Genomic DNA, 26,190 nt, shown 5'->3' on the forward strand with positions numbered 1-26,190 from the left:
GCGGGGCTAACAGCACTCGTAATTCAGCACTCTTCAATGTTTGGAACCAGATTTGATCAGCTGCGACAAATGATTTAACCATCTCTCAAACCAGAAGACAGATGCGAAAGTTGCAACATTTTGAGAAAGAAGCTCAATTGCATGGTTACAATCTTGCAGGCTTTCATCAAGTCCCATTAGATGATATATTTCACGAGCATTGCAAAAGGCATTGAGCGCTTCTGATTCTCGATTAATTTTTTCTAACACCAAACCTAAATTAAACCAGGCGTTTGCTTCCCCATTTTGGTCATTGAGATCCATTTTAATCTCTAATGATTGTTGATAAAACTCAAACGCTCTTTGGTATTCTCCCAAAGCTTTATAAGCACTGCCCAAACCACTCAAGGCCATAGCTTGGCTATTGCTATCGCTAATGAATTTTGCCAGTCCTAACCATTGCTGGTAAAACTCAATTGCCAGTTGGTAATTCCCTAATGATTCATAAGTATTGCCCAAACTTCCCAGGCTTATGCATTCTCCAGCCCAATCGCCGATTTTCTTTGTTATACCCAACCACTGTTCATAGAACTCTATCGCTTGCTCATACTTACCCAGGTATTCATAAGTATTACCTAAACTTCCCAAGCAAATACCTTCCCCAGTGCGATCGCCTATTTTCCTGGTGATACTCAACCACTGGTGATAAAATTCAATCGCTCGCTGGTATTTGCCCAGTGATTGGTAAGCGTTACCCAACCCAGATAAAGATTTGGCAACGCCTGCGTGATCGCCTGTTTCTCTAGCTATATCCAACCACTGCTGATAAAACTCAATTGCTAGATGGTACTCGCCTCGTGAGTAGTAAGCATTGCCCAAACTTGCTAAAGAAATGACTTCTCTATTGCGTTGGCTTTGCCCGCCGTAGGCATCGCCTGTTTCTCTAGCTTTTTCTAAGCACTGTTCTTCAAACTCAATGGACTCAATGTTATTTAGGCTCCCGAATCTAATTACTTCTGTCATTTTCTATAGAAAACGAAATTTTTGGTTAATAAGCTGTCGATTATACAATTTTCTGTGACTTCAGCACAGGATAAGTGCAACTTATGGCTGCAACTTCTTTCAAAATCTAGAAATTGTTCTTCAAAAACTTTCTTTTATACACAGTCAGGGCTGTGTATAAAAGAATTTTATTTATATTCTTTCAAATAAAAAAATACTCAATTACTTTTTGTGGAGTTGGCGTTTCACCCGTAGCTAAAAGCGGGCTTTCCAACCCACCCCACAAGATTGGATAATTTATTTGTTGGAAGTCTCTGAGTAACAAGCCTATTAAATATAGTATGGTATAAAATTTTGACTACTGTTTGTTTTATACCAATTTTTTTGTGAAGCTGTATATAATTCACCTCCCGGCTATCGCCGTCCCCCCAAGGCATCGCTACGGTGTACACACAAGTCCTAAAAACCTAGCTTGATAAGACTTTCCTCGTTCCCAGTCTCCGACTGGGAATGCATTCATTGAGTCAGAGACTCAATGCCAGATTGGAGGCAGAGCCTCCACGAGGAGCATTCCCATGTAGAACATGGGAACGAGATAAAAACGAGGTAAATGAGATAAACGAGAGAAGAATGGAAAATCAAGCTTTTTTCGACTTGTGTGTACACCGTAGCCAAGGCATCGGGGGGAAACAATAAATCTAGTTCCCTCTCCTTTGCAAGGGGAGGGTTAGGGTGGGGTAAAACCTTGGTTAATCTAGCTATTTCAGACTTGTGCGCACACCGTAGCGATGCCTTGGGGGGACTAAAGGGGGGTATCGTTTTCAGACTTTACAACTACCCATTGCGTTACAGGCGCCATTGCTCGCCAGCCCAAAAATTTACCAATAGGTTCCGCCCGCTGAATAGCAATACGAGTTAAATCGCCACCGACTCGTTTATGCCATTGAAATAAAGTTTGCTCACCCTCTACCGTCACAACATTTGCCACCAAACGTCCACCCGGACGTAGCGCTTCCCAGCAAACATCAAAAAGTCCCATTGCTGTCACCCCACCACCAATAAAGATGGCATCTGGTGCTGACAAGTCTTTCAGAACATGGGGCGCTTTACCTTCAATGATTTGCAGATTGGGAGTACCAAGAGTGGCAGCATTATCAGCAATATATAGTAGTCTAGAGGAGTTTTGTTCGATCGCGATCGCTCGACACCGAGCATGGCTCCGCATCCATTCGATAGAAATTGAACCGCAACCCGCGCCAACATCCCACAATAATCCTCCCGGTGTGGGAGCCAAAGCTGCTAGGGTAACTGCTCTAACTTCACGCTTAGTTAACTGTCCATCGTGATGGTAGGCGTTATCTGGTAATCCTGGTAATCTTGGCAAAGGAATAACCCCAGGATCAGGAATACAATAAACTGCGATCGCATTCAAAGCCGCAACTTCAGTTTCACTCCAAGATGCAGCCGTCCCTTCCACAATTCTTTCATGAGTGCCGCCCATGCGCTCCAATACGGTGATTGTACTGCCACCGTAGCCGCGATTTGTCAAAATTTCGGCAACAATGGCGGGTGTGTTTTTCCCTTCACTCAAAATCAACAACCGCGCTTTTGGATAAATGTAGGGCTGGAGTAGTGAGGATGGACGACCATTCAAACTTAAGGTTTCCACCTCCGTTAAAGACCATCCCACCCTGGCACAGGCGAGGCTGAAGGCTGAAGGTGCGGGAATAATCGTCATTTCAGAGACGGGAATTCGCCGTATCAAGGTGACACCAATGCCGTAACACATCGGATCGCCACTGGCTAGTACGCAGATTGACTGACCCCGACGCTGGATGATTTCCTCTACAGAGGTGCTAATAGGGGATGTCCAGACTAGTTTTTCACGTTGGTCATCTTTAGGGAGCATTGCTAAATGGCGATCGCCTCCCACAATTACTTTAGCTTGAGTGATTAGGGAAAGAGCGATCGCGCTTAATCCCTGTAATCCATCTTCCCCAATGCCGACGATAGAAAGCCATTTCTCTGTCATGCTAATTCATGATTAATAACTAATATTTGACGCTAATTCTAATTCTGAATTATTCCGTCAATTTTGGTAGAATATAGTTCATAGTGCTGGATTGAGGATAACAGAATGAACTCACTCCCAGAAATAGAAGCTGCTATTCTGCAACTGTCTGAAGATGAAATGCGGGATTTATCAAACTGGCTTCAAGAATATCTCAATGATGCCTGGGACAAGCAAATTGAAGCAGATGCAAAATCTGGTAGATTGGATCAGTTAATCCAACGTGCAAAGGCAGATATTCAAGCTAATCAGGTAAAACCGTTAGAGGTTGTTTGAAAAGTTTTTCGTTGTGACTTTAAGCACTTTTAGATCCCCCCTAACCCCCCTTAAAAAGGGGGGAAACAGAATCAAAGTCCCCCTTTTGAAGGGGGATTTAGGGGGATATAAAATTTTTGTTCCCGACAAGAGGACTTTTCAAATATCCTCTTATGCTGCACTTTCAAATAATATTGCTATTTCAACCTTTACGAACTTTAAAAATAGTGAACAGTCAATAGTTACTAGTCTTACCTAGTACAATGTTTAAGCTAGTTTTGAGAGTTCATAGTAAGGACTTTAGTCCTTACTATGAACTTATATACTTGATAATTGATCACCGTTAAACCAGCGCTGCTGTTGCTTTCAAAGCAAAAATCTTCTCAATCACATCTTCTACAACCTTATCTGGCGTAGAAGCACCAGAAGTAACTCCCACAACAATTTTTCCATCTGGCAACCAGTTTTCTGTAGTTATTAACTGCCCATTTAATTGCCGATGTTCTATGGAATCTCCTGATTTAATCCGTTCAACAGTATCAATATGATAAGAAGGAATTCCCCGCTCAAAAGCAATTTGTTGCAATTGAGTAGTATTGGATGAATTAAACCCACCAATCACTACCATCAAATCTAAATTATGTTCCACTAATTCCAACATGGCATCTTGCCGTTCTTGGGTAGCGTCACAAATAGTATTGAAGCTTTGGAAATGCTGATTTAACTCTGTAGGGCCATACTTTTGCAACATAGTCCGCTCAAAAAGCTTGCCGATTTGCTCAGTTTCACCTTTAAGCATGGTAGTTTGGTTAGCAATACCAACTCTTTCTAAATCTTGATCGGGGTCAAATCCGGCTGAACAAGCTTTAGCAAATTTTGTCAGAAATTCTTCCCGGTTGCCACCATTAATAATATAGTCAGCAACATATTGCGCTTCTTGCAAATTCAACACAATTAAATACTTGCCAGCAAAAGAACTAGTAGCAACTGTTTCTTCATGCTTATATTTACCGTGAATTATTGATGTGTAATCGATTTTTTTGTGCTTTTCTACTGTATTCCAAACTTTAGATACCCAAGGGCAAGTTGTGTCAACAATTTTGCAGCCTTTATCGTGAAGTATCTGCATTTCTTGAACGCTTGCCCCAAAAGCCGGTAATATGACTACATCGCCAGTTCCCACAACCGAAAAGTCTTTATTCTTGCCTTCAATAGGGATGAATTCTACTTCCATCTCCTGCATCCGTTGATTTACAGAAGGGTTGTGGATAATTTCGTTAGTAATCCAGATGTGTTCTTTGGGGAAGTGCTGACGGGTTTCATAGGCCATAGCTACAGCTCGTTCTACACCCCAGCAAAAGCCAAAGGCTTGTGCTAGTCGGATTGTGACATCACCTCGTTGTAGGATGTAATTGCGATCGCGAATTTCCTGAATCAAGTTACTCTGATACTCAGATTGCAACTGGGTAGCAACTTCTGCTTGATGACCAAAACCCTTGCGATTGTAATTTTCTGAATGTTGGAGGCTGCGCTTAAAAGCTTTTGTATCCATTAGATTTGTCTACTTAAACCACTATTTCTTATTTTCTCGCGCCCAGACGCGATTTATACAAAGTTGTATTCAAAGATATTACTTCTTTTTGGACTTTAGCCTTTTTTTCCCGCAGGACGTTGACTCTGGGGTTTTAAGGGAACTCCAAAAAATAAATTATCCAATTTTTGGAATCACAACGACTTTTCCTCCCCCTACTCCCTGCCCCCTGCTCCCCTGCCCTAAAAGCGATGGGATATTTTTTTATTTGGAAGTCCCTAATTCGATGTCGCTATAAATCTGCAATGCAGAACGCCAAACTATATAGCCTTCAGGACTTAAGTGTAAGCCATCGGTAGTAAATTCCCTGCGGAGATTTCCTTGCTTGTTGGTAAACAGCGGGTATAAATCGAGAAATTTGACACCTTTTTTGGTAGATATGCTTTGCAACTGCTGATTCAACTTGCGAATGCGACTATTGGCAACAGCCAGAAGTTTTTCTCGTCCTTGCCAAGTTGCTTCCTCTGCTCCATGTGGCAAAATCGATTGGACAACAATTTGCGCTGTGGGATGAGTCTTTTGCAGGTAACTGATAATTTGCCGTTGATTATCCAAAATTACCCTGTCGCTCATCCCCCGAATTAGGTCATTAATGCCAATCATCACAAAAATCACCTCTGGCTGGGTGCGGTCAAATATCTTCAATCTTTTCAAGAGTCCATTGCTGGTTTCGCCAGAAATTCCTTGATTGAGCCAATTTTTACCTTCGGGTAATAACTCAGGGGGAAACCACAAACTCAGAGAATCTCCCGCCAGGATAGTTAAATCGGCAGGACGTTGGTCAGCGGCGACCTTGGCTTCTTGCTTGAGGATGTCTACCCACTCTTGATAACTGAGTTGGTGACGGCGACCCAAATCAGGTGTAGCAATTTGGGGTGAGTTGTTCAGGTTGATTGGTTCTGGGGATGTTACTATCCCAAAAAAAGCGGACAATCTCTGCTGTTGCCAAATTAGCAGGATGACCGCCAACATTAGGATGCCGTTGGTTAACAGCGAGAAAAATGCCCAGATAGGAAAGGTTTTAAGAGAAGTAGACACAACTAGCGAAATTTACCAATTATTTGAATCAAATTTTAACGCTAGCGATCGCAAATGACACACTCTTAAAGTGGGGATTGGGGATTGGGGACTGGGGAAGCAAACAGAAAGTCCTTTCCTCCTAACTCAGCACTCACCACTCAGCACTCACCACTCCTAAGTGGGACGATCGCCAAACTCGGAGTTGTAACCTTCTTCACCATGTTCGTTGATATCTAAACCTTGCAATTCAGCTTCCTCTTTGACTCGTAGCCCGACTGTAGCATCGATAACCTTGAGAATAATCCACGTACCAACACCTGCGATCGCATAAGCAATGGCAATTGCTACTAGTTCAACTCCCAATTCACCAAAATTACCACGCAACACTCCGTCTTTACCTCCTCCATTGACTTGAGTAGTGGCAAAGACTGCTGTTAAAATTGCCCCCACTGTACCACCAACACCATGCACAGGAAAGGTATCTAAAGCATCGTCAATTTGTAGCTTGTGCTTGAAACTGATTGCATAGAAGCAAACAAAGGCGGTGATGAAACCAATTAAAATCGCTGATAGTGGTGTGACAAATCCGGCGGCGGGAGTGATACCCACCAATCCAGCAACGGCTCCTGTAGCTGCTCCCACGGCGGTTGGTTTACCCCGTAAAATACTCTCCAAAATTAGCCACATTAATGCACCAGCTGCCGCAGCTGTATTCGTAGAGACGAAGGCTGTTGTTGCCACATTTGTTACTAAGTTACCAGAGGTTCCACTAGCAAGAGTTAGAGCACTCCCAGCGTTGAAGCCGAACCAACCAAACCACAATAAGCCAGCACCCAGTAAAATAAACGGAACGTTGTGCGGTGGGCTAAGACGATCAGGATGGGTTTTCCGAGGCCCAAGAACGATCGCTGCTACCAGGGCTGAAACGCCAGAACTAATGTGAACTACTGTACCACCGGCAAAATCGAGAGCACCCAAGCCACCATACAAACCTAAGAATCCACCTTTTGCCCATACCATGTGGTCTAGAGGGGCGTAAATAAAAGTTGACCACAATACCACAAACAGACAATAAGCGCGAAAACTCATCCGTTCTGCGATCGCCCCAGAAATTAAAGCTGGGGTGATAATGGCAAACATGGCTTGGTAGATCATGAATGCCTGGTGAGGTATCGTTCCAGCATAAGAAAGAACCTCCGGGGGATTTGACCCTTTGAGATAATCGGTTATCTCTAAGCCGACACCATTCAATCCCAGCCATTGCAATCCACCGATAAACGGTAAACCTGGTGCAAAGGAAAGACTATAACCCCAGAGAATCCAGCTAACTCCCACGATCGCCATCAACACAAAGCTCATCATCAATGTGTTTAGGATGTTGCGCGATCGCACAAATCCACCATAGAAAAATGCTAATCCTGGTGTCATTAGCAGCACAAGGGCTGCTGAAATCAGCATAAATGCCGTATCTCCAGTATCAGCAGCAGGTGGAGTAGCGGCTGGTGTTTGGGCAAAAGCATTGCCCATCAGCGGTACTCCCAAAAACAGTAGAGTGATAGCCCCAATCATCACAACTTTCTTCAACACTTGTTTTTCTTCCTAAGCACCAATGATTTGTATCCTTAACTACATTTGATTACTTTTAGTTACACATTTTTGTCTTGAAAGTTACTTAACGTTAATTTTGTGGAAATGTTAACAAAAATATAATCCAGCCCGTAGTTGCCAAGATAAAAAAAGGGTATGAATATGCAATAGTTGCATCTTTATTTTTTGAAGAATAGCATTCTATTCAACTGCCACAAAATTGCAAATTTTTAGTTACCTACTGTTACAAAGCCAAATAATTTTCAATTCTGACAATTATGGTAAATTACCAGAGAATTTGCCCAAATATTTCATGATTTATCTTGATATCTCCTGCATAAACACATAAATATCTGCATGACTGCTGCTCACCGTTTGGTCGCTAAAAAACTTTTGCATTTTGGGGTGAGGTTATTATCTGTTTAAAAGGGAACATTATAAAAGTTATTGTTCAAAAATAATCTAGAAATTTTACTTAATTTCTGGGTGCAAACATGATAATTAAAACACCTACTAAAGCTAAACATGCTCCGATTAAGTCATAGCGGTCTGGAATTACCCTGTCTATCTTCCAACCCCAAAGCATTGCCATTGCGATAAACGCGCCACCGTAAGCCGCATACACTCTGCCAAAATTTGCCGATTGGAGAGTTGCAATAACCCCATAGCAAGCTAAAGCAATTCCACCCAATATGCCCCACCAGAAAGGCTTACCTTCGCGCAACCACAACCAAATCAGGTAGCCGCCGCCGATTTCAAAGAAACCAGCCCAGAAAAAATACAGTAGAGACTTGATCATTTGAACGATTATTTCACAAAGTCGAACTCAGTGAAATTACGCTAACGCTTTTAACTAAACTATTGTCATTAATTAAAGTAAGTTTGTTGAATTGGGAATTGGGAATTGGGCATTGGGCATTGGTTATATTATCCTGCTCCCCTGCTTTTTCCCTGCTCTGCTACCTCTCCCAGAATGTAGATAAGGCTTAAGGATGAAAGCACCATTACCTGATAACGAAGCAAAGAGAATTGAGATGCTTTTGCAGTATAAGATTCTCGATACCCCACCTGAAGCTGCATTTGACGACCTCACCCGTCTAGCTTCGTATATTTGTCAGACTCCTATCGCCTTAATTAGCTTAATTGATACAAACCGTCAGTGGTTCAAGTCAAAAGTCGGAATGGAAGCCTTAGAAACACACCGAGATTTAGCATTCTGTGCCCATGCTATTCTCCAGCCTGATGTTTTGGTTGTACCTGATGCAACAGATGATGAACGGTTTGCTACAAACCCACTGGTAACATCTGACCCAAATATTCGGTTTTATGCTGGTGTACCTCTGACCAATCCAGAGGGATACCCGTTAGGAACCTTGTGTGTAATTGACTACGTACCACGAGAACTTAATCCAGAACAACTGGAGGCATTACGAACATTAGGCCGTCAAGTCATTAAGCAACTGGAATTGCGCCGAAATTTAGCAAGTTTGGTACTTGTTACCAAGAAAGACAAGCAGTCTCAGAGGGTATACAAGCAATTTTTCCAAAAGATTGCAGCAGGTTTTGCTTTGGCGTCGGCAATTTTAGTTGTGGTTGGCGCGGTTTCTTATCAAAATACAAGAGTATCTACTAATAATCGCAGTATCGTAAAAAATACTTATAAAAAACTCAACAGCTTAGAAGAACTACTGTCTCACATCAAGGATGCTCAGACTAGACAAAGTGGTTACATTCTGACTGGAAAACAAATTTATCTCAAACCTTATCAAGCAGCACTTGCTAACGTCGATCAAGAAATTGCTCAACTGAAAAGTCTAACGGCAGATCAACCGGATGAACAAAAGCAGATTGCAACGCTTGAATCTCTGATCACAGCTAAACTTACTGAACTAAAACAGACTATCGACTTGCGCCAGAACAAGGGATTAGAGGCGGCGTTGCAAGTACTACTGAGAAATGATGAACAAAATCTCATAGGTGATATCCGCAAGACGATCAATGAGATGGAAAACGAGGAAAGAAGGAAGCTTCAACAGCAGTTACAAGCAAAACAAGCCAGAATTCGCAACACAATTCTGACACTTGCGATCGCTATCAGCCTAAGTTTTATCATTCTTGCTGTAGTCTACTACTTCATCTATCGTGAGGTAATTGAGCGGAAGAGGACAGAAGAAACCTTAAATCAAGAACGCAACTTTATCTCAGCAGTCGTTGATACAGCCAGCGCGTTGGTAACAGTTCTCGATTCTCAAGGGAAAATCGTTCGTTTCAATCAAGCTTGTGAGCAAATAACAGGTTACCCTTTCGATGAGGTGAGGGGTAAGTATTTCTGGAACGTGTTCCTACTTCCTGAAGAGGTGAATTCAGCCAAAGCAGTTTTTGAGCAATTGTTAACTGGTACAGGCTTTCTAGAGAACGAAAACCATTGGGTAATGAAAGATGGTAGTCGCCGACTGATTGCCTGGTCAAATACCTTCTTAAAAGACTATGAAGGATCAGTAGAATACATTGTTGGTACTGGCACTGACATTACTGATCGCAAACGCACACAACAGCATCTAACTGCACAATATGCTGCAACCCGCGTTTTAGCCGAATCCGCCACCATCAGCGAAGCTACTCGCCAAATATTGCAAGGGATCTGTGAGAGTTTAGCATGGGATTTGGGTGAAATTTGGATGGTGGATCAACAGGCAAATGTGCTGCGTTTTCTCGATACATGGCATAAAGCATCCCTTGAGATGCAAGAGTTTGAAGCATTAAAGCGGCAAACTACCTTTGCGCCAGGAATTGGATTACCTGGTCGGGTTTGGGCTAGTTCTGAACCTGTTTGGATCGCTGATGTCGTTAAAGATATTAATTTCTCTAACTTCAAAATTGCTGCTCAAGTAGGACTACACGCGGCTTTTGGTTTTCCAATCCGCAGCGGTAACAAAATCCTTGGTGTCATTACCTGCTTCAACCGTGAAATCCAGCCGCTTGACGAAGATTTGGTAAAAACGATGAATTCGATTGGTGAGCAAGTGGGGCAATTTATCCAGCGGAAACAGGCTGAAGAAGAAATACAACGCCAAAACTTGCGATCGCAATTATTTACCGAAATCACCCTCAAGATTCGCCAATCATTACAAATCGAAGAAATTCTCCAAATCACTGTTGAAGAGGTACAAAAGATTCTCCAGACTGACCGAGTTTTGATCTATCAGCTTTTGCCAGATGAGTCTGCAACCACCGTTATAGAAGCAGTAGTTTCTGGCTTACCAGCAATCAAAGAGCAAAGCATCACCCCTCCCTACTTCCAAGCGGAGTATCTACAACAATACTATCTACAGCAGTACCGTCAAGGACGGGTTTTAGGACTGGCTAACTTGGATCTATTAGAAGTTGAACAAAGCCATTTAGAATTAATGCAACAGTTTGGGGTCAAAGTCAATTTGGTTGTGCCCATTCTTGTCAAAGAAGAAGTTTGTGGTTTGCTCATAGTTCATCAGTGTGACGATTCCCACCATTGGTCTAGCTTTGAAACTCATCTCTTGCGGCAAATAGCCGACCAAGTAGGTATTGCCTTAGCGCAAGCCCAACTATTAGCAGCAGAAACTCGTCAGCGACAAGAACTTGAAATTGCCCGTCGCCAAGCCGAATTAGCTTCTCAGACTAAAAGTGCTTTTTTGGCAAATATAAGTCATGAAATTCGCACTCCAATGAACGCTGTATTGGGAATGACCAGTTTAGTTTTAGATACTCCCTTAGATGCAGAACAGCGAGATTTTATTGAAACAATTCGGAGTAGTGGAGACGCTCTTTTGAGTTTAATCAACGAGATTTTGGATCTTTCCAAACTTGAAGCTGGAGAAATGGCTCTCGAAACTCTAGATTTTGACCTATCCACTTGTATAGAAGAAGTGGTGGAATTATTAGCCCCTTCAGCCCATAACAAAGGATTAGAAATTGCCGCCATGATTGAGCATAACGTCCCCACCCATCTCCAAGGAGATGCTGGTAGACTGCGGCAAATTCTCATGAACTTAATCAGCAACGCGATCAAGTTCACCAGTACAGGCGAAGTATTAGTACAAGCCGAATTGCGTGCGCTTTCTCCTACTACAGCCACAATCCATTTTGACATCACAGATACAGGTCTTGGCGTTAGCCCTGAAGACCAACGCAAACTCTTTATGCCCTTTACCCAAGTGGATGCTTCTACCACTCGCAAGTATGGTGGTACTGGTTTGGGATTAGCCATCTGTAAACAACTTGTAACCTTGATGGGAGGAGTGATTGGGGTAGAAAGTCAGGTAGAAAAAGGATCTAAGTTTTGGTTTGAGGTGCTTTTTACCAAGCAAATTGAGCCTGTTTTGCCAAAATGCGATCGCGGATTTTTGCACAATCGCCGCTTGTTAATAGTAGATAACAACGCTACTAATTGCAAAATTATCCATCATCAAGCTACTTATTGGGGAATGCAGGTAGATCAAGCTGACAGTATTGCTGCGGCCCTCAAAGTTATTCAGAAAGCTTGTGAGCAGGGAAAATCATATCATGTTGTCTTGATTGATATGCAAATACCCCAAACAAATGGCATGACAATAGGAGAACAAATTCAAGCCAATTCGGCAATTGCTGAGATACCTTTGATTATGCTTGCCTCTACTAATCAACGGGAGGAAGTGCAGCAGGCGCTCAAAATTGGATTTGCTGCTTATTTAGTCAAACCCATTAAGCCATCACGACTTCTCAATACAATCATCACTATTTTAGAAACTCAGCCGGAATCAGGGCTAGAGGCTACCGAAGAAATTCAGAGTACAGAAACTTCAGCCGTTCTTACTTCCTCTTGCCCTAACACCGCTACTAAATCCAAGTTAAGAATTCTCTTAGCTGAAGATAATTTGGTGAATCAGAAAGTAGCCTTGAAACAACTCGATAGTTTGGGCTATAAAGCCGATGTTGTTGCTAATGGAAAGGAAGTTTTGCAGCAATTAGAAAAAATTCCTTACGATTTGATTTTAATGGATTGCCAAATGCCAATTCTTGACGGTTTAGAAACCACAAAAGAAATTCATCGTTGGCAAAAGGGCGACTTTGCCTTGCGTCGCCGTCCGGTGGTGATTGCGATGACGGCCAATGCGATGAAAGAAGACGAACAAATGTGTCTCAATGCAGGTATGGATGACTATTTGAGTAAGCCAGTGTTTAAAGAAAAATTGGCTGCGACCTTAGAGCATTGGACAGGTGTGATCAGTTCACAACAAGAGGCGGTTGTGTATGAACAGACAGTTTCCAGCGACCTAGCAATTGATTGGGAACACTTGCATCAGATATCGGGAAATGATCAAGAATTTGAATTAAATCTATTGCAAATATGCGTTGAAGATATTAAACCCCGTTTAGAGATCATTAAAGTTGCGATCGCAACTCATGACTTTGGGCAAATAGCGCGAGAAGCTCATCACCTTAAAGGTGCCACTGCCAATATTGGAGCCACAGCATATATAGCCGCTGACAAACTAGAACAGCTAGCTGACTATCAAGAGCTTAGAGGCACCACTAACTTAGTCTCAGAATTAGAAGAATTTGTCAACTGCATTCAAGAATTTTTAATCAAAAACAAAGTTTTCACAATTCAAAATTGAACTAGGGATTGGGGATTGGGGACTGGGGAATGGGGACGGGAGAGGGGGAGCAGGGGAAGCAGGGGGAGTAAAGAGAAAATACTAATAACTTTTACTACTAAAAATAGTTCAAAATGCACTTAATTTCTTTCTCTCCCCCTGCCTCCCCTGCCTCCTCTGCCTCCCCTGCCTCCCCTGCTCCCCTGCTCCCCCACCTCCCCACTCCCTACTCCCCAATATTCAGCAATTTCGCCATAGCCAACCGTTGCAGTTTCCCAGTAGCACCACGAGGTAGTTGATCCAAAATGTGAACTTGCTTGGGAATTTTGAAGTCTGCCAGCATAGTTGCACAGTGAGCTAAAAGTTCTTTTTCGCCAGCTTCTACCTTGAGGACAACAGCGGCGTGGATATCTTCTCCTAAAGATTTGTGGGGGACAGCAAAAGCCAAAGCTTCAGCGACGGCGGGATGGCGTAGCAAGACATCATCTACTTCTAAGGGAGAAATTTTTTCCCCACCCCGGTTAATCAATTCTTTAATGCGTCCAGTCAAGCGGAGGTAACCGTCTGCATCCACTGTACCCTGATCCCCTGTGCGAAACCAACCGTTCACAAAAGCTGTGGCGTTAGCTTCCGGGTTGTTTTCGTAGCCATCTATAACATTGGGTGCTTTTACCACCACCTCGCCCAAGCTTCCCTGAGATAATAGGTTGCCTTCGGAGTCCATAATGCCCACTTCTACACCAAAGCCATAACCTACAGTTCCTGGTTTCCGCACTTTTGGCGGTAGGGGATTGGTGGTCATTAAGTGAGATGCTTCAGTCATGCTGTAAGCTTCCACCACCGGAGCATTAAGAGTTGCCTCTAGCTGTTCAATGATAATCGGGGGCAAGGAAGCGCTACTAGAGCGAATAAAACGAAAGCGGTTAGCTTTGACAATTTCTGTGTTGCGGCTAGCGCGGGCCAAAATTGTCTGATGCATAGTTGGCGCTGCGGAGTACCAGGTAGGTTTATAGGTATCTACCAGTTTCCAAAACTCCAGGGCATTAAAACCATTGGGACAAATTAGTGTACCGCCTGATGCCAGAGTTGCTAGTAAACAGCCCACCAATCCGTGAACGTGAAACAGGGGCATTAGACAAAATGTAGTGTCATCTGCTGTGAGTGAGTAAGCATCAATGAGGTTGCGGGCTGAAGCGATTAAGTTGCGATGACGAATCGGTACACGTTTGGGACGACTGGTGGTACCGCTAGTGTGGAGAATCATCGCTATATCATCAGACTGAGGCAAGGGAGCAGGGAGTTGGGAGCAGGGGGGAAGTTTTTCCTTGACTAATTCAAAGCTTAATGTGCCATCAGTGTTTACCTTGGCATTAATCAGCATCATGTCAGGTGTGACAGCGGCAATGGCTGCTTCTGGATCTTCAGACAATGTAATCAGTGCTTTTGCTTGGGTATCTTTGTAGTAAAAGGCAAATTCATCTTGCTTGTATTTAGGATTTAGGGGTGCAGCAGTACCACACAGAGAGGCAGCCAAAAAGGTAATAGCCATTGGTGAACCGTTAGTCATAGCAATGGCTATGCGTTCCCCCCGTTTCAATCCAAAGCTATTGAGTTGGGATACTAGTCCAACAACATTCTCGCGCAATTGCTTATAAGTTAGCGATCGCTCCCCAGGCGTAATAACGGCTAGATGATCGTCTTCCCCTGCTAAAAGCTCAAATAAGTTCATTAGTTTTTCCGGCCTGTCAACAGATGACTGATTGACATCCTTACTATGGCCAAAGCTACAGTAAGGATGTCAATCAAACAAGTTTAACTACTTGTATTCTAGATGGGTTGACACTAATGGCTTTCCGATACACTCCACAAAATTGGATAATTTATTTTAGGACTTACGCAAAATTACGCGCTGTAAGGGCAATACCTGCGGATTCGCTGAAAGCGTTCTCGTAAGAGTAGCCACTACGCGTCTACATGAATTGCCCCTACCGTAAAATCATTCTTTTCCGCTATTGTTTGCGTAAGTCCTAATTTTTTGGAAGTCCCTAAATAAAAAGCCCCTGGTCAACACCAGGGGTATCCATCTTTATTCCCTCATATTAGAATCGCATCTGTGAAGCTATAGTAAATCCGTAGTCATGCAATTAACGCATAATATCGATGATTATTTTGCAAGCTATGCTTAGACAGGAATTTACTCAGTGTCATGAATGAGAGCGATGTCTACGACGGGCTATTCGGTGTCGTTTATTTCTCGTCACTTGCTCAAAAAAAGGTTTAGCACCCAGCTAAACCTCTATATATTTAGTGCTTAAGCAGACATTCCAGATTAATTTAGACTCACTCTTAATTTAGTTCATCTTCCTATAGACTGTATCCAAATATCCTGAAGACTGATATTGCAGTCCTAAATCATTCGTGAACAATAAGATCCCCGACTTCTCAAAGAAGTCGGGGATCTTAGCCTCTCGATTTTCACAACTCATTTGGGATTGCTATATACCATTGTACAAATAATAAAAGGCTTGGTTAAACCAAGCCTCTATATATACCAAGCATTTACTACACCAAGATTAATTTAGACCGACTCTTACTTTAGTTCATCTTCCTATAGGCTGTGTCCAAATATTCTGACATCTGATATAACATTTCCTGGTTACTTGTTAAAAAAAAGGTTTGGCTGTAAACCAAACCTCAATAATTGCTGTGCTTAACAACGTACTAAATTAATTTAGTTCTACTCTGTTTACAGATCATCATCCTAGAGGATGTGTATAAATATTCAGGTATCTGGTATTCAATCACTTGGTAAAATCTTGACTGGTTTATTTAAAAAATATATAAAAATCTACCTAAAGAATGAAAAAGTCTTGGTTTTAAACAAAGTCTCCATATATACAAAGTATTTACCATAGCTAGTCAATTTAGAATTACGTTGACTTCAGTTTATCTTCCTAGAAGATGTGTATAAATATTCTAAAAACTGATATCTCATCAGCTAGATATAAATTGGAAGAAGAATTCTAGATTTTGATAAAATACTGCTCGGTTAAGAATATTCGTAAGTCGGGTTAAGGCAATGCGTTACCCAGCAACCCTCTCTAAATATTGGGTTACCCTGTGAGAAGCCCCTTCTCTTCTCTTTCAGAGACGCTAATGCGAATGAGAGGCTTTGCGAACCGATCTATGTTCAATTTACCGTTACTCTAATGAGAGTTTATCTTTTGCTGATCTAAGCTTTTATAAAAAAAGACCCTGGGTATTACTCCAGGGTGCATACACGTTTTTCAGGCATTAACAGGCTGAATAATAACTCTGTAAAATAGTTATTTCTACTATCCATAGAATGATACAAATATTGATCTATATATGGTATTGGTAGTTTTTTGTTGCTTAGTCTATTGTAGATAGTATTTTTTAATACTAAAAAGATAATTTGGACGATATTTTCTACTCCTTTAGTATAAGTTAAAACATTCTGTTATTTGATATTAATCTCTTATTTACATTCGATCTAGAGATTATAGTGTAAGTATTTTACTGATTATTTCTACGTTTCACTTACTTGATGCTACTCACGAAAAAGGCATGGCTAAAAGCCACGCCCTATATATACCAAGTGTTTACCATACCTAGCTAATTTAGAATTACTTTGATTTCAGTTCATCTGTCTCTAGTGGGTTTACAAAAATTCTCCAAAGTGTTCGCAAATCAAGAATTAATTGACATATAAAAGCTTGCATTAAGCTAAATATTAATCTAATACCAGTGCTTTATACAATTTACATTAAATTATACTTAATAGAAACTAATGTTAATTAAAAGATGAAGCTACAAGCATAATCTGCAAACAAATCTAGGAACTGAGAAAAAGACATATTGTCGGCAAAGATAGTTAAATAGCAACAATTACTATATGTAATTATGTCTGAGAATTTACCAAATATTTAACTAATTACTTAATAAAAAAGACTTGGCTTATCACCAAGTCTTAGAGGTTTTTTGAAAATTCTAATTTATTACTTGTATCGGTGATTTTAAATCGCCGATACACAGGTAAAACATGCCTCCGCAGGTTATAAACCATTGATTTTGTATTAGTCCACAGAGGTGTATTTTTTTGTAGTGGCGAATTATATTCGCCCAATACTTTTCAAATATCTTCTTAGCTCGACTTTATCTCAAATTAAGAACTCGGTTGCTGTTAGGAAGTATACAAATATTATAAGAATCCTTATCAGACGATAATGGAAGCCATGAAAAAGGTTTAGCTTAGTGCTAAACCTCCATAGAAAGCAGTTATTCGACACACCAGAATTAATTTAGAGCTACTCTTACTTCTGGTCATCTTGCTTTAGGATGTGTACAATAATTCTAAAATATGATACAGGTTGTTATTGCCATTTTGGCAAGTGATTAAACCTCCTCTAGATAGATAAATAGTTAAATATAGTGAATTAGAAATAAAAATTGTCACATTTAAAATTAGCATACAGCAATGGGATAACTTAATAAATATAAATAACCAAATCATTCGGCAATACTCTGATTGCTTTTAACTTCAAATAATGTTGGATTAATCTATACATTTAAGCTAATTTTATTTTATGTTATGGGATAAAAACCAGATCGGTATTCCAGTCAGATGTAAGGGACTTCCAAATAAAAAATATCCCATCGCTTTTATGGTAGGGGAGCTGGGGGAAGAAAAGTCGTTTTGATTCCAAAAATTGGATAATTTATTTTTTGGAGTTTCCTAATAGCATGGTATCCTTGCGCCGACTAAGCTCGACTTTATCCATTTTTTGGGAACGCTCAATCTTACGCTGAAAGCTTTGTCGGACAGTAGTTTTACTTTTTCGATTTCACCGAGAATTAGTGACATGGAAAAAGTATTTGCCAAAAAGCTAGGGTTTTGCCGTATAAAGGGAACCAAGTTCTTAAGTTTGGATAAAGTCTAGCTAAGATGTAGGAGAAATTAACTGACCAATACGCTTGAGAATTTGCAAAATGGCGTACAGTTCTCTCGTGGATGCAAACGGAACAAAAACTCTTGACAAATCGTACTGTGGTGCATTTGTTTGGTTCCACGGATCTAAATTCCTCCTCCAGAATGCTACACAAACTCCCTTGGGAGGATGTCACCACCCAGTCAATCAGTATCCAATATATCAGGGACTAAGCAACATCCCTAGAAGGAGACTGATTGGATGAATTTGCAAGCAATTTGGAAGCTTTTCCAAGAGACATTTAAAGAATGGAGTGAGGATAAAGCCTCACGGTTAGCGGCGGCGTTGGCTTACTACACAATTTTTTCTATTGCACCATTGCTAATTATTGTAATTGCGATCGCAGGGGCAGTATTTGGAGAAGAGGCGGCAAGGGGTCAAATCGTTGGACAGATTCAAGGTTTAGTTGGCCAAGATGGCGCAGAATTTATCCAAACAGCTATTAACAATGCTAACAAACCACAAACGGGAGCGATCGCTTCCATTATTAGTGTTGTAGTTTTGCTCTTAGGTGCTACTGGTTTATTTACTGAGTTACAAGATTCCCTCAACACGATTTGGGAAGTGAAACCGAAACCTGGACGCGGCGTAACTAACATTATTCGCCTACGCTTTTTGTCCTTTGCAATGGTGATTGGTATTGGCTTTTTACTTTTAGTTTCTCTGGTAATTAGTACGGCCTTAGCAGCATTAGTAACATACTTTAGCAACTTGCTCCCAGGTCTTGATTTTATCTGGCAGATTCTCAATTTCATCCTCTCTTTCGCCATCACTACATTCCTGTTCGGACTCATTTTTAAAGTCCTACCAGATGTCAAAATTGCTTGGAGTGATGTTTTGATTGGAGCTATGCTCACCTCCTTTTTATTCTCCATTGGGAGATTTTTATTAGGACAGTATTTAGGTAATGGCAGTTTTGGTTCAGCTTATGGTGCAGCTGGTTCACTAGTAGTAATCTTAGCTTGGGTTAACTATGCCGCACAGATTCTTTTCTTCGGTGCTGAATTTACCCAAGTTTATTCCAGAAGATACGGCAGCGGCATAACTCCAACTAAACATGCCATCCCTATATCTGATAACACGGAATATAATGGCACGGCTCCAAAAGGGCAATCATCAACTAATAAAAAGCCATTTTCTCGCTTTATGAATCGTTTATTCCAGTCTTTTAGAAAGCCCAAACGCTTACAACAGAGAAGAAAAAATCAGCGATTTTAATCAGTCTCAAACCCTGGCTTAAAGCCTGTTTTACGTAAATAACCTTATACTGGATTTTTTCCAGAATTCTATTGAACCAGGGAGAAAATCAGTGCTAATGGAAAAATGGTTGTTCATCGATTGGCAGGCAATTTTTGTTCCTAGCATCAGCGTCTTTGAGTTGATTATCCGTGGTTCGTTGGTTTATTTAGCGCTGTTCTCGGTGTTACGCGTGCTTCCTAGCCGACAACTAGGAACACTAGGAATCACTGATTTACTCGTGGTTGTGCTATTTGCTGAAGCTGCTCAAAATGCTATGGCAAGTAATTATACATCGATTACTGAGGGTGCTATCCTGGTAGGAACTGTGATTTTTTGGAGTTACTTGCTGAACTGGTTAGGCTACAAAATACCACAATTCCAACGTTTTATGAATCAGCCACCACTGCTATTAGTAAAAAATGGTCGGATGATTCAGCGTCATTTGCAACGAGAGTTAATTACAGATGATGAATTGATGAGCAAGTTACGTCAGCAAGGTGTAGAATTTCTAGCCGATGTGAAGTTTGCATATATGGAAGCTGACGGCAGGATTAGTATCATCATGTCAGATGCAAAAACTAGTTCCGTCCCTAAGCAAAAAGTAGCATTAAAAAGTGATCTACATTAATTAGACTGTAGAATATGACGGTTGTATTCTGTGCCGAACTGTGATTGAGCGTTATACTTTGCCCGAAATGGCTAATCTGTGGAGTGAAGCCTATAAACTAAAAACTTGGCTGGAAGTCGAAATTGCTGTTTGTGAGGCTCAAGCTGAACTTGGTTACATTCCATCTGAGGCAGTTGAGGAAATTAAAGCCAAGGCAGATTTTGACCCGAAGCGGGTACTGGAAATTGAAGCTGTAGTCCGCCATGATGTCATCGCTTTCTTGACAAACGTCAATGAATATGTTGGTGATGCCGGACGCTATATTCACCTGGGTTTAACTAGTTCGGATGTTTTGGATACGGCTTTAGCATTGCAATTGGTTGCCAGCCTGGATCTATTATTGCAACGTCTGGAAGATTTGATTCAGGTAATTCGCCAAAAAGCACGGGAACATCGTCATACAGTGATGGCTGGCCGATCGCATGGTATTCACGCTGAACCGATTACTTTTGGTTTCAAGCTAGCTGGTTGGCTAGCAGAAGTGTTGCGACACCAAGAACGCCTGAGAATACTCCGCCAAACGATCGCTGTGGGTAAAATTTCTGGTGCGGTGGGAACTTATGCAAATGTTGAACCCCGTGTAGAAGCGATCGCTTGCGAAAAACTCGGACTCAAACCCGATACAGCATCAACCCAAGTTATTTCCCGCGATCGCCACGCCGACTACGTGCAACAATTAGCTTTAGTAGCCGCATCCATCGAACGCTTTGCTGTAGAAATTCGCAATCTGCAAAAAACAGACGTTCTGGAAGTTGAAGAATTTTTCGCCAAAGGTCAGAAAGGTTCCTCAGCAATGCCACACAAGCGCAACCCCATCCGTTCGGAACGCCTGACGGGAATGGCACGACTCGTCAGAAGTCATGCCGGTGCAGCTTTAGAAAACGTTGCTCTATGGCATGAGCGGGATATTTCCCACAGTTCTGTAGAACGGGTGATTTTGCCAGATGCTTGCACTTTGACCCACTTTATGTTGTCAGAAATAACCGACTTGGTGAAAAACCTGTTGGTCTATCCTGAGAACATGAAACGGAATCTCAACTGTTACGGCGGCGTTGTGTTCAGTCAAAAAGTGCTACTGGCTTTGATAGACAAGGGAAGCAACCGAGAAGATGCTTATGCGATCGTTCAAGAAAGCGCTCACGCTGCTTGGAACAAAGCAGAAGGCAATTTCCAAGACTTGATTAGCAAAGACCCGCGTGTTACTCAAAAGTTGTCTCCAGAAGAACTAGAGGTGTGTTTCGACCCCCAGCAACATCTCCAGCATTTAGAAGAAGTTTACCAACGATTAGGTATCTAGGATTAATTTGCTTGTAGTAAGCGCTTAAGCGCTTACTATTAACTTGTTACCTAAAAAATACGCAGATATTACAAAAAAAGATATATAGGACTCTTATTTGATTTTTGAAAAAACACCGTACAACTCAAAAATCCTTCTTGCCTATTGCCTTCTTGCCTATTGCCTACCCACGCAAGTAAGTTCAAAAATCAAAGCAGATTCCTATATAAAGATACCAACAACATTTAGTATTGCAATCTGTTTAATGCTGGAATTATTGCTCATAGTGGGTAGTATACACAACAAATACTTACTTATTTATTAGTGTTACCAGTGCTTTGATGATTGAAATCCTAGCCACACTTTCTGCATCTGCCGCAGCAGGAATGAGAATAGGCATACCTTTGCTAATTATTGGACTATTGCAGGGTAGTAACTTATGGTCGCAAGTTCCAATTTTATCTCACATTTCTCCACCAATATTATTAGGCTGCCTCACCAGTTGGTCATTAATTGAATTATTAGTCTCAAAAAAGCTATGGGGGCAAAGATTGCTCCAACTGATTGAGTTATTTATGTCTCCCCTCGTGGGCGCAATTATGGGGTTAGGAGTAGCTACCGCAACAGCAACGCCAAACTGGCTGATTGCCATAATTGGGGGTTTGCTAGCTTTGGTACTCCAGTTAGTCCAAGTTGGTTGGTTCTATCGATTACGTGGCTTACCGTTGTGGGCAGTATTTCTTCAAGATACCTTGTGCATTGCTCTAGTACTTTTTGCCTTTGATGCTCCCTGGCAAGGAGGAGTAATTGCTTTAATACTGCTCTGGTTTGCAGTTCGTAGTGCTAAACAGTGGTATGGCTGGTATAACAAGGGTAAAAGGCGTAGGGCATAGGGCATGGGGCATGGGGCAAGGGCATGGGGCATGGGGCATGGGGCATGGGGCAAGCAGAGAAGTCTAAAGATCAGGCTTTCTTTGATGGCTATGTCATCCCCAACGGGGTACAGAAATTTTTATAACGGAGACGCTACGCAAACGGAAGGACAAAGGAAGAGTTTTCCAATGCCCAATGCCCAATGCCCAATGCCCAATGCCCAATGCCCTTTATTGCAAAATTCCAATCATGTGCAAGAAGCCATGACCAGTAATTAGCTCGATGATTAAGGCAATAAAACCGAGCATAGCAATCCGACCATTCCATACTTCAGCGCTAGTCGTCAGACCCCACTCCCAACGCTCTTGAGGGTACATCTTTACCATTTTTTTCATTTGAGCAGCTTGGGAAAGCTTGAAACTGGGGTTTCTCAGCGCATCAATCACTAATTCGGCTAGTGCATTAATAAATACTGGATGGGTATTGGGAGCAGGTACGCGGCGGAAGTTGTGAATTCCTGATTCTTCGGCTACTTCTCGATACTCAATATCGATTTCTTGTAGTGTCTCGATATGCTCTGAGACAAAACTGATAGGCACGACAACCAAATCTTTCACGCCTTCTGCGCCTAGTTCTTTGAGGGCATCTTCAGTATAGGGTTGGAGCCATTCTACTGGGCCAACACGGCTTTGGTAAGCTAAGGTATGGGGATTGGGCCGATTGAGAGTCTGCATAATCAACGCAGTACATTCTTCAATTTCCACCTGGTAAGGGTCGCCTGCTTCTTCAACGTAGCTTTTTGGAACGCCGTGAGCGCTGAAGAATATATGAACGTCATCCGGTTTAGGGTACTGCTCAAGTTCCTGGGCTATGAGTTGCGCCATTGCTTGCAGGTAGCCTGGTTGTTTGTACCAAGAAGGAATGACGGTGTAATCAATCGGTTGAAGTTTTGGGTCTTCTTGCCAAAGCTTTTCTAAAAGCCGGAAGCTGGAACCACTGGTACTGATAGAAAACTGGGGATATAGTGGTAATATTACCAGGTGTTCTACGCTATCTTGGCTGATCTGTGCGATCGCCTCTTCTGTATAGGGATGCCAATAACGCATTCCCACGTAAATATTAACTTCTTGCCCCAAAAAACCTAACTGTTCTTTTAAAGCTTCACCTTGGGCTTCTGTGATCCGCCGCAATGGTGAACCACCACCAATTTGCTTATAATTTTCTTGAGATGTTCTGGTTCGCCGCGTGGCAATAAACCAGGCTAGGGGTTTTTGCAACCAGCGAAATGGTAGGCGAATAATTTCCGGATCGGAAAATAGGTTGTATAAAAACGGCCCGACATCCTCTAGCTTATCGGGGCCACCGAGATTGAGTAATAAGACGCCTACACGACCCATAGCAGTTACTTTCCCCCAATCTTTTCAGGTTTTTTACTAATGTTAACAATATATCTTTATTAAATATAAAGCTTAATAGCAAGGAAATATGCAATGGCAACAATTTTAAGGGATTGGAGTTACCGCTATCAGTGGTTATATGATGGTATCTCTCGTTTAGCAGCCTTAAGTGTAGGTGGTGAAACCCGTTTTCGGCAACTTGCTTTGCAAGGCTTAACAATTCACTCAGATACTCAGATATTAGATTTGTGTTGCGGCAGTGGTCAAACGACGGAATTTTTGGTAAAAAGTTCACAAAATGTAACAGGCTTAGACGCCTCACCCAAGTCTTTACAACGGGCGCGGCAAAATGTACCTTTAGCTTCATATATAGAAGCTTTTGCAGAGGAGATGCCATTTGCAGATAATCTGTTTGATGTGGTGCATACCAGTGTTGCATTACATGAAATGCAGCCTCAGCAATTACGAAAAATTATTAATGAAGTTTATCGGGTGCTAAAGCCAGGAGGGGTGTTTACGCTAGTGGATTTTCATGCTCCGACAAATCCAATATTTTGGCCTGGGGTATCAGTGTTTTTACTGTTGTTTGAGACGGAAACAGCTTGGGAATTGCTCAAAACTGATTTAGCTGAGTTGTTAACTAAGACTGGCTTTGAAGTGGGTGAGCCAACTTTATATGCAGGTGGTAGTTTACAAGTAATACAGGCGAAGAAGTGAAGGTTGAAGGAGGCAGGAGGCAGGAGGCAGAAGGTTTTACGGCGTTGCTGAATCAAGGAATGATTCTTGTAGGGTGGGCGTCTCGCCACTAGTGTCAACTTAAGCCAAAAATAGCGTACTGATTGGGTGTTGTTCACCCGCCAGGGATTGTAAATCCCTGACTAATTGCTCAAGTCTACTGAAGTAAACTGAAAATTTTTGCGCTCTAAAGTCTTCTTCAGAGGACTTTAGCTATGAGACAGGGATTTACAATCCCTGGCGGACGTGCGGTTTCGCGTTAAGTTGACACCAGTGGCAAGATGCCCATCCCACAAAACTAGCAAAATCATCCCGCAAATATGCAACGCCGGTTTTACCTCAGTTGGGGATTCAGACTCCAACGGAGGTAAAAGCGACCAAATTTTTAATTTGGTCGGGGTCTTAAACCCAAGACCTGTCTGGTCGCGGCAAGAAATAGATAAAAGGGAAAAGGGAAAAGGGAAAAGGTTAAAGGGGAAAGGGGAAAGGGGAAAGGGATGATGATTGTCGCGCCACTTGCGGGCGAGGTTTTTACCTTCCCCATAAAATTTGGATTATTTCGCTTTACTTCGGGCGAGGTTTTTACCTTTCCCCCTTCCCCTTCTTCATAAATATCTGCAATATCAAACCAAAGAACCCAGGATAATGAATCATAATTAATCTCTATAGCTTTGAGCTATCAGCCATCAGCCACCAGTTAAAAGCCGGAAGCTGAGATGCAGAATGCCAAAGGCTTTTGATTCAACTTAACGAATTGACTATGAATTCTGAACAAATCAAAAATTCTCTAAATATTTCACCAGCGATACGCGTAGGAGTACTGGGTTTCGGCGGACTCGGACAAGCAGCCGCCAAGGTAGTTGCTGGCAAACGGGAAATGATTTTAGTCGCAGCAGCAGATCAAAAAGGCTACGCTTATGCTGCTGACGGTTTAAATACTGAGGCATCCATTGCGACCTATCAATCCGAAGGTTCGGTGGGTTATTTAGAGCCAGTTGGGACATTAACAAATCAAAGTATTCAGGATTTAATCGACATAGCTCAACCTGTAGATGGGTATTTTTTGGCTTTACCCAACCTGCCAAATGATTTTATTCCCACTGTAGCCAAGCAGTTTATCAAATCTGGTTGGCGTGGGGTATTAGTAGATGCGATTAAACGCACCACTGCTGTAGAACAACTCCTCGCGATGAAAGAGGAACTGCAAGCCGCTGGGATTACCTATATGACAGGATGTGGTGCTACACCTGGACTACTAACAGCAGCAGCAGCTTTAGCCGCCCAAAGCTACGCCGAAATTCATCAAGTTGAAATTACCTTTGGGGTGGGAATTGCTAACTGGGAAGCTTACCGCGCCACCGTTCGGGAGGACATCGGCCACATGCCTGGTTACACAGTGGAAACTGCTAGGGCGATGACTGACGCGGAAGTAGAAGCACTACTAGATAAAACTAATGGCGTGCTGACATTGACAAATATGGAACATGCTGATGATGTGATGTTAGAAGTGGCAGGGATAGTGGGGCGCGATCGCGTTACAGTTGGTGGTGTAGTCGATACCCGAAATCCCAAAAAGCCCCTCAGCACCAATGTTAAGGTGACAGGACGTACCTTTGAAGGGAAGATTTCTACCCATACTTTTACTCTTGGAGATGAAACCAGCATGGCAGCAAATGTCTGCGGACCTGCTTTCGGCTATCTCAAAGCTGGTAGACAATTGCACCAACGCGGCATCTATGGAATATTTACCGCAGCCGAAATTATGCCGCAATTTGTTAGGTAAATAGGGAATGGGGCATGGGGAATGGGGAATGGGGAATGGGAATAAGCAATGCCCAATGCCCAATTCCCAATGCCCAATGCCCAATGCCCAATTC

The 26,190-nt window shown here is 42.1% G+C and carries 16 protein-coding genes; 8 read left to right on the forward strand and 8 right to left on the reverse strand.

Features of this window, described 5'->3' with window-relative positions; genetic code table 11:
• Positions 1-33 precede the first annotated feature (33 nt).
• Both HUN01_RS28920 and cbiE read right to left on the reverse strand, forming a co-directional pair.
• Complete coding sequence (locus tag HUN01_RS28920; protein ID WP_181929048.1) at positions 34-1,002, reverse strand: tetratricopeptide repeat protein; 969 nt, start codon at positions 1,000-1,002, stop codon at positions 34-36.
• Positions 1,003-1,783: 781 nt separating this feature from the next.
• Positions 1,784-3,013, reverse strand: coding sequence for a precorrin-6y C5,15-methyltransferase (decarboxylating) subunit CbiE (cbiE, locus tag HUN01_RS28925; RefSeq protein ID WP_181929049.1), 1,230 nt, complete (start codon positions 3,011-3,013; stop codon positions 1,784-1,786).
• 105 nt (positions 3,014-3,118) lie between these two features.
• Between cbiE and HUN01_RS28930 the strand changes: the two genes are divergently transcribed.
• Entirely contained in the window at positions 3,119-3,328 is a 210-nt protein-coding gene (locus tag HUN01_RS28930; protein ID WP_181929050.1) for a hypothetical protein, read from the forward strand.
• A 322-nt stretch (positions 3,329-3,650) separates the two neighbouring features.
• On the opposite strand, the gene HUN01_RS28935 is transcribed toward HUN01_RS28930, so the two are convergent.
• From HUN01_RS28935 to HUN01_RS28950, 4 genes are all read right to left on the reverse strand, one after another.
• Complete coding sequence (locus tag HUN01_RS28935; protein WP_181929051.1) at positions 3,651-4,859, reverse strand: 4-hydroxy-3-methylbut-2-enyl diphosphate reductase; 1,209 nt, start codon at positions 4,857-4,859, stop codon at positions 3,651-3,653.
• A 243-nt stretch (positions 4,860-5,102) separates the two neighbouring features.
• The gene (locus HUN01_RS28940) at positions 5,103-5,936 is read right to left on the reverse strand and encodes an SGNH/GDSL hydrolase family protein (RefSeq protein WP_181929052.1); all 834 of its coding nucleotides are present in this window, start codon (positions 5,934-5,936) and stop codon (positions 5,103-5,105) included.
• A gap of 156 nt (positions 5,937-6,092) precedes the next feature.
• Positions 6,093-7,445: an ammonium transporter gene (locus HUN01_RS28945; protein ID WP_203219567.1), complete on the reverse strand. Its 1,353-nt coding sequence runs from the start codon at positions 7,443-7,445 to the stop codon at positions 6,093-6,095.
• Positions 7,446-7,980: 535 nt separating this feature from the next.
• Complete coding sequence (locus HUN01_RS28950; RefSeq protein WP_181929054.1) at positions 7,981-8,304, reverse strand: YnfA family protein; 324 nt, start codon at positions 8,302-8,304, stop codon at positions 7,981-7,983.
• A gap of 193 nt (positions 8,305-8,497) precedes the next feature.
• On the opposite strand from HUN01_RS28950, the gene HUN01_RS28955 reads away from it, so the two are divergent.
• Positions 8,498-13,138 carry a GAF domain-containing protein gene (locus HUN01_RS28955; protein WP_181929055.1) on the forward strand — a complete coding sequence of 1,547 codons (4,641 nt, stop codon included), beginning with the start codon at positions 8,498-8,500 and terminating at the stop codon, positions 13,136-13,138.
• 205 nt (positions 13,139-13,343) lie between these two features.
• On the opposite strand, the gene HUN01_RS28960 is transcribed toward HUN01_RS28955, so the two are convergent.
• The gene (locus HUN01_RS28960; RefSeq protein ID WP_181929056.1) at positions 13,344-14,846 is read right to left on the reverse strand and encodes an acyl--CoA ligase; all 1,503 of its coding nucleotides are present in this window, start codon (positions 14,844-14,846) and stop codon (positions 13,344-13,346) included.
• Between the two features lie 3,481 nt (positions 14,847-18,327).
• Here HUN01_RS28960 and HUN01_RS28965 point away from each other — a divergent pair.
• The 4 genes from HUN01_RS28965 (at position 18,328) to HUN01_RS28980 (ending at position 22,201) form a co-directional block, all read left to right on the forward strand.
• On the forward strand, positions 18,328-19,344 hold the full coding sequence (locus HUN01_RS28965; RefSeq protein WP_181929057.1) for a YihY/virulence factor BrkB family protein: 1,017 nt from the start codon (positions 18,328-18,330) through the stop codon (positions 19,342-19,344).
• A 97-nt stretch (positions 19,345-19,441) separates the two neighbouring features.
• Positions 19,442-19,993, forward strand: coding sequence for a DUF421 domain-containing protein (locus tag HUN01_RS28970; RefSeq protein ID WP_181932858.1), 552 nt, complete (start codon positions 19,442-19,444; stop codon positions 19,991-19,993).
• A 40-nt stretch (positions 19,994-20,033) separates the two neighbouring features.
• Positions 20,034-21,329: an adenylosuccinate lyase gene (gene purB / locus HUN01_RS28975; protein ID WP_181929058.1), complete on the forward strand. Its 1,296-nt coding sequence runs from the start codon at positions 20,034-20,036 to the stop codon at positions 21,327-21,329.
• A gap of 320 nt (positions 21,330-21,649) precedes the next feature.
• On the forward strand, positions 21,650-22,201 hold the full coding sequence (locus HUN01_RS28980; RefSeq protein WP_181929059.1) for a DUF4126 domain-containing protein: 552 nt from the start codon (positions 21,650-21,652) through the stop codon (positions 22,199-22,201).
• 210 nt (positions 22,202-22,411) lie between these two features.
• On the opposite strand, the gene hemH is transcribed toward HUN01_RS28980, so the two are convergent.
• Entirely contained in the window at positions 22,412-23,578 is a 1,167-nt protein-coding gene (gene hemH, locus HUN01_RS28985) for a ferrochelatase (RefSeq protein WP_181929060.1), read from the reverse strand.
• 93 nt (positions 23,579-23,671) lie between these two features.
• On the opposite strand from hemH, the gene HUN01_RS28990 reads away from it, so the two are divergent.
• Positions 23,672-24,295 (forward strand): class I SAM-dependent methyltransferase, encoded by a 624-nt coding sequence (locus HUN01_RS28990; RefSeq protein WP_181929061.1) that lies wholly within the window; start codon positions 23,672-23,674, stop codon positions 24,293-24,295.
• A gap of 778 nt (positions 24,296-25,073) precedes the next feature.
• Complete coding sequence (gene bioU, locus HUN01_RS28995) at positions 25,074-26,096, forward strand: (S)-8-amino-7-oxononanoate synthase BioU (RefSeq protein ID WP_181929062.1); 1,023 nt, start codon at positions 25,074-25,076, stop codon at positions 26,094-26,096.
• Positions 26,097-26,190 lie beyond the last annotated feature (94 nt).

This window comes from Nostoc edaphicum CCNP1411, assembly GCF_014023275.1.
GTDB classification, from domain to species: Bacteria; Cyanobacteriota; Cyanobacteriia; order Cyanobacteriales; family Nostocaceae; genus Nostoc; species Nostoc edaphicum_A.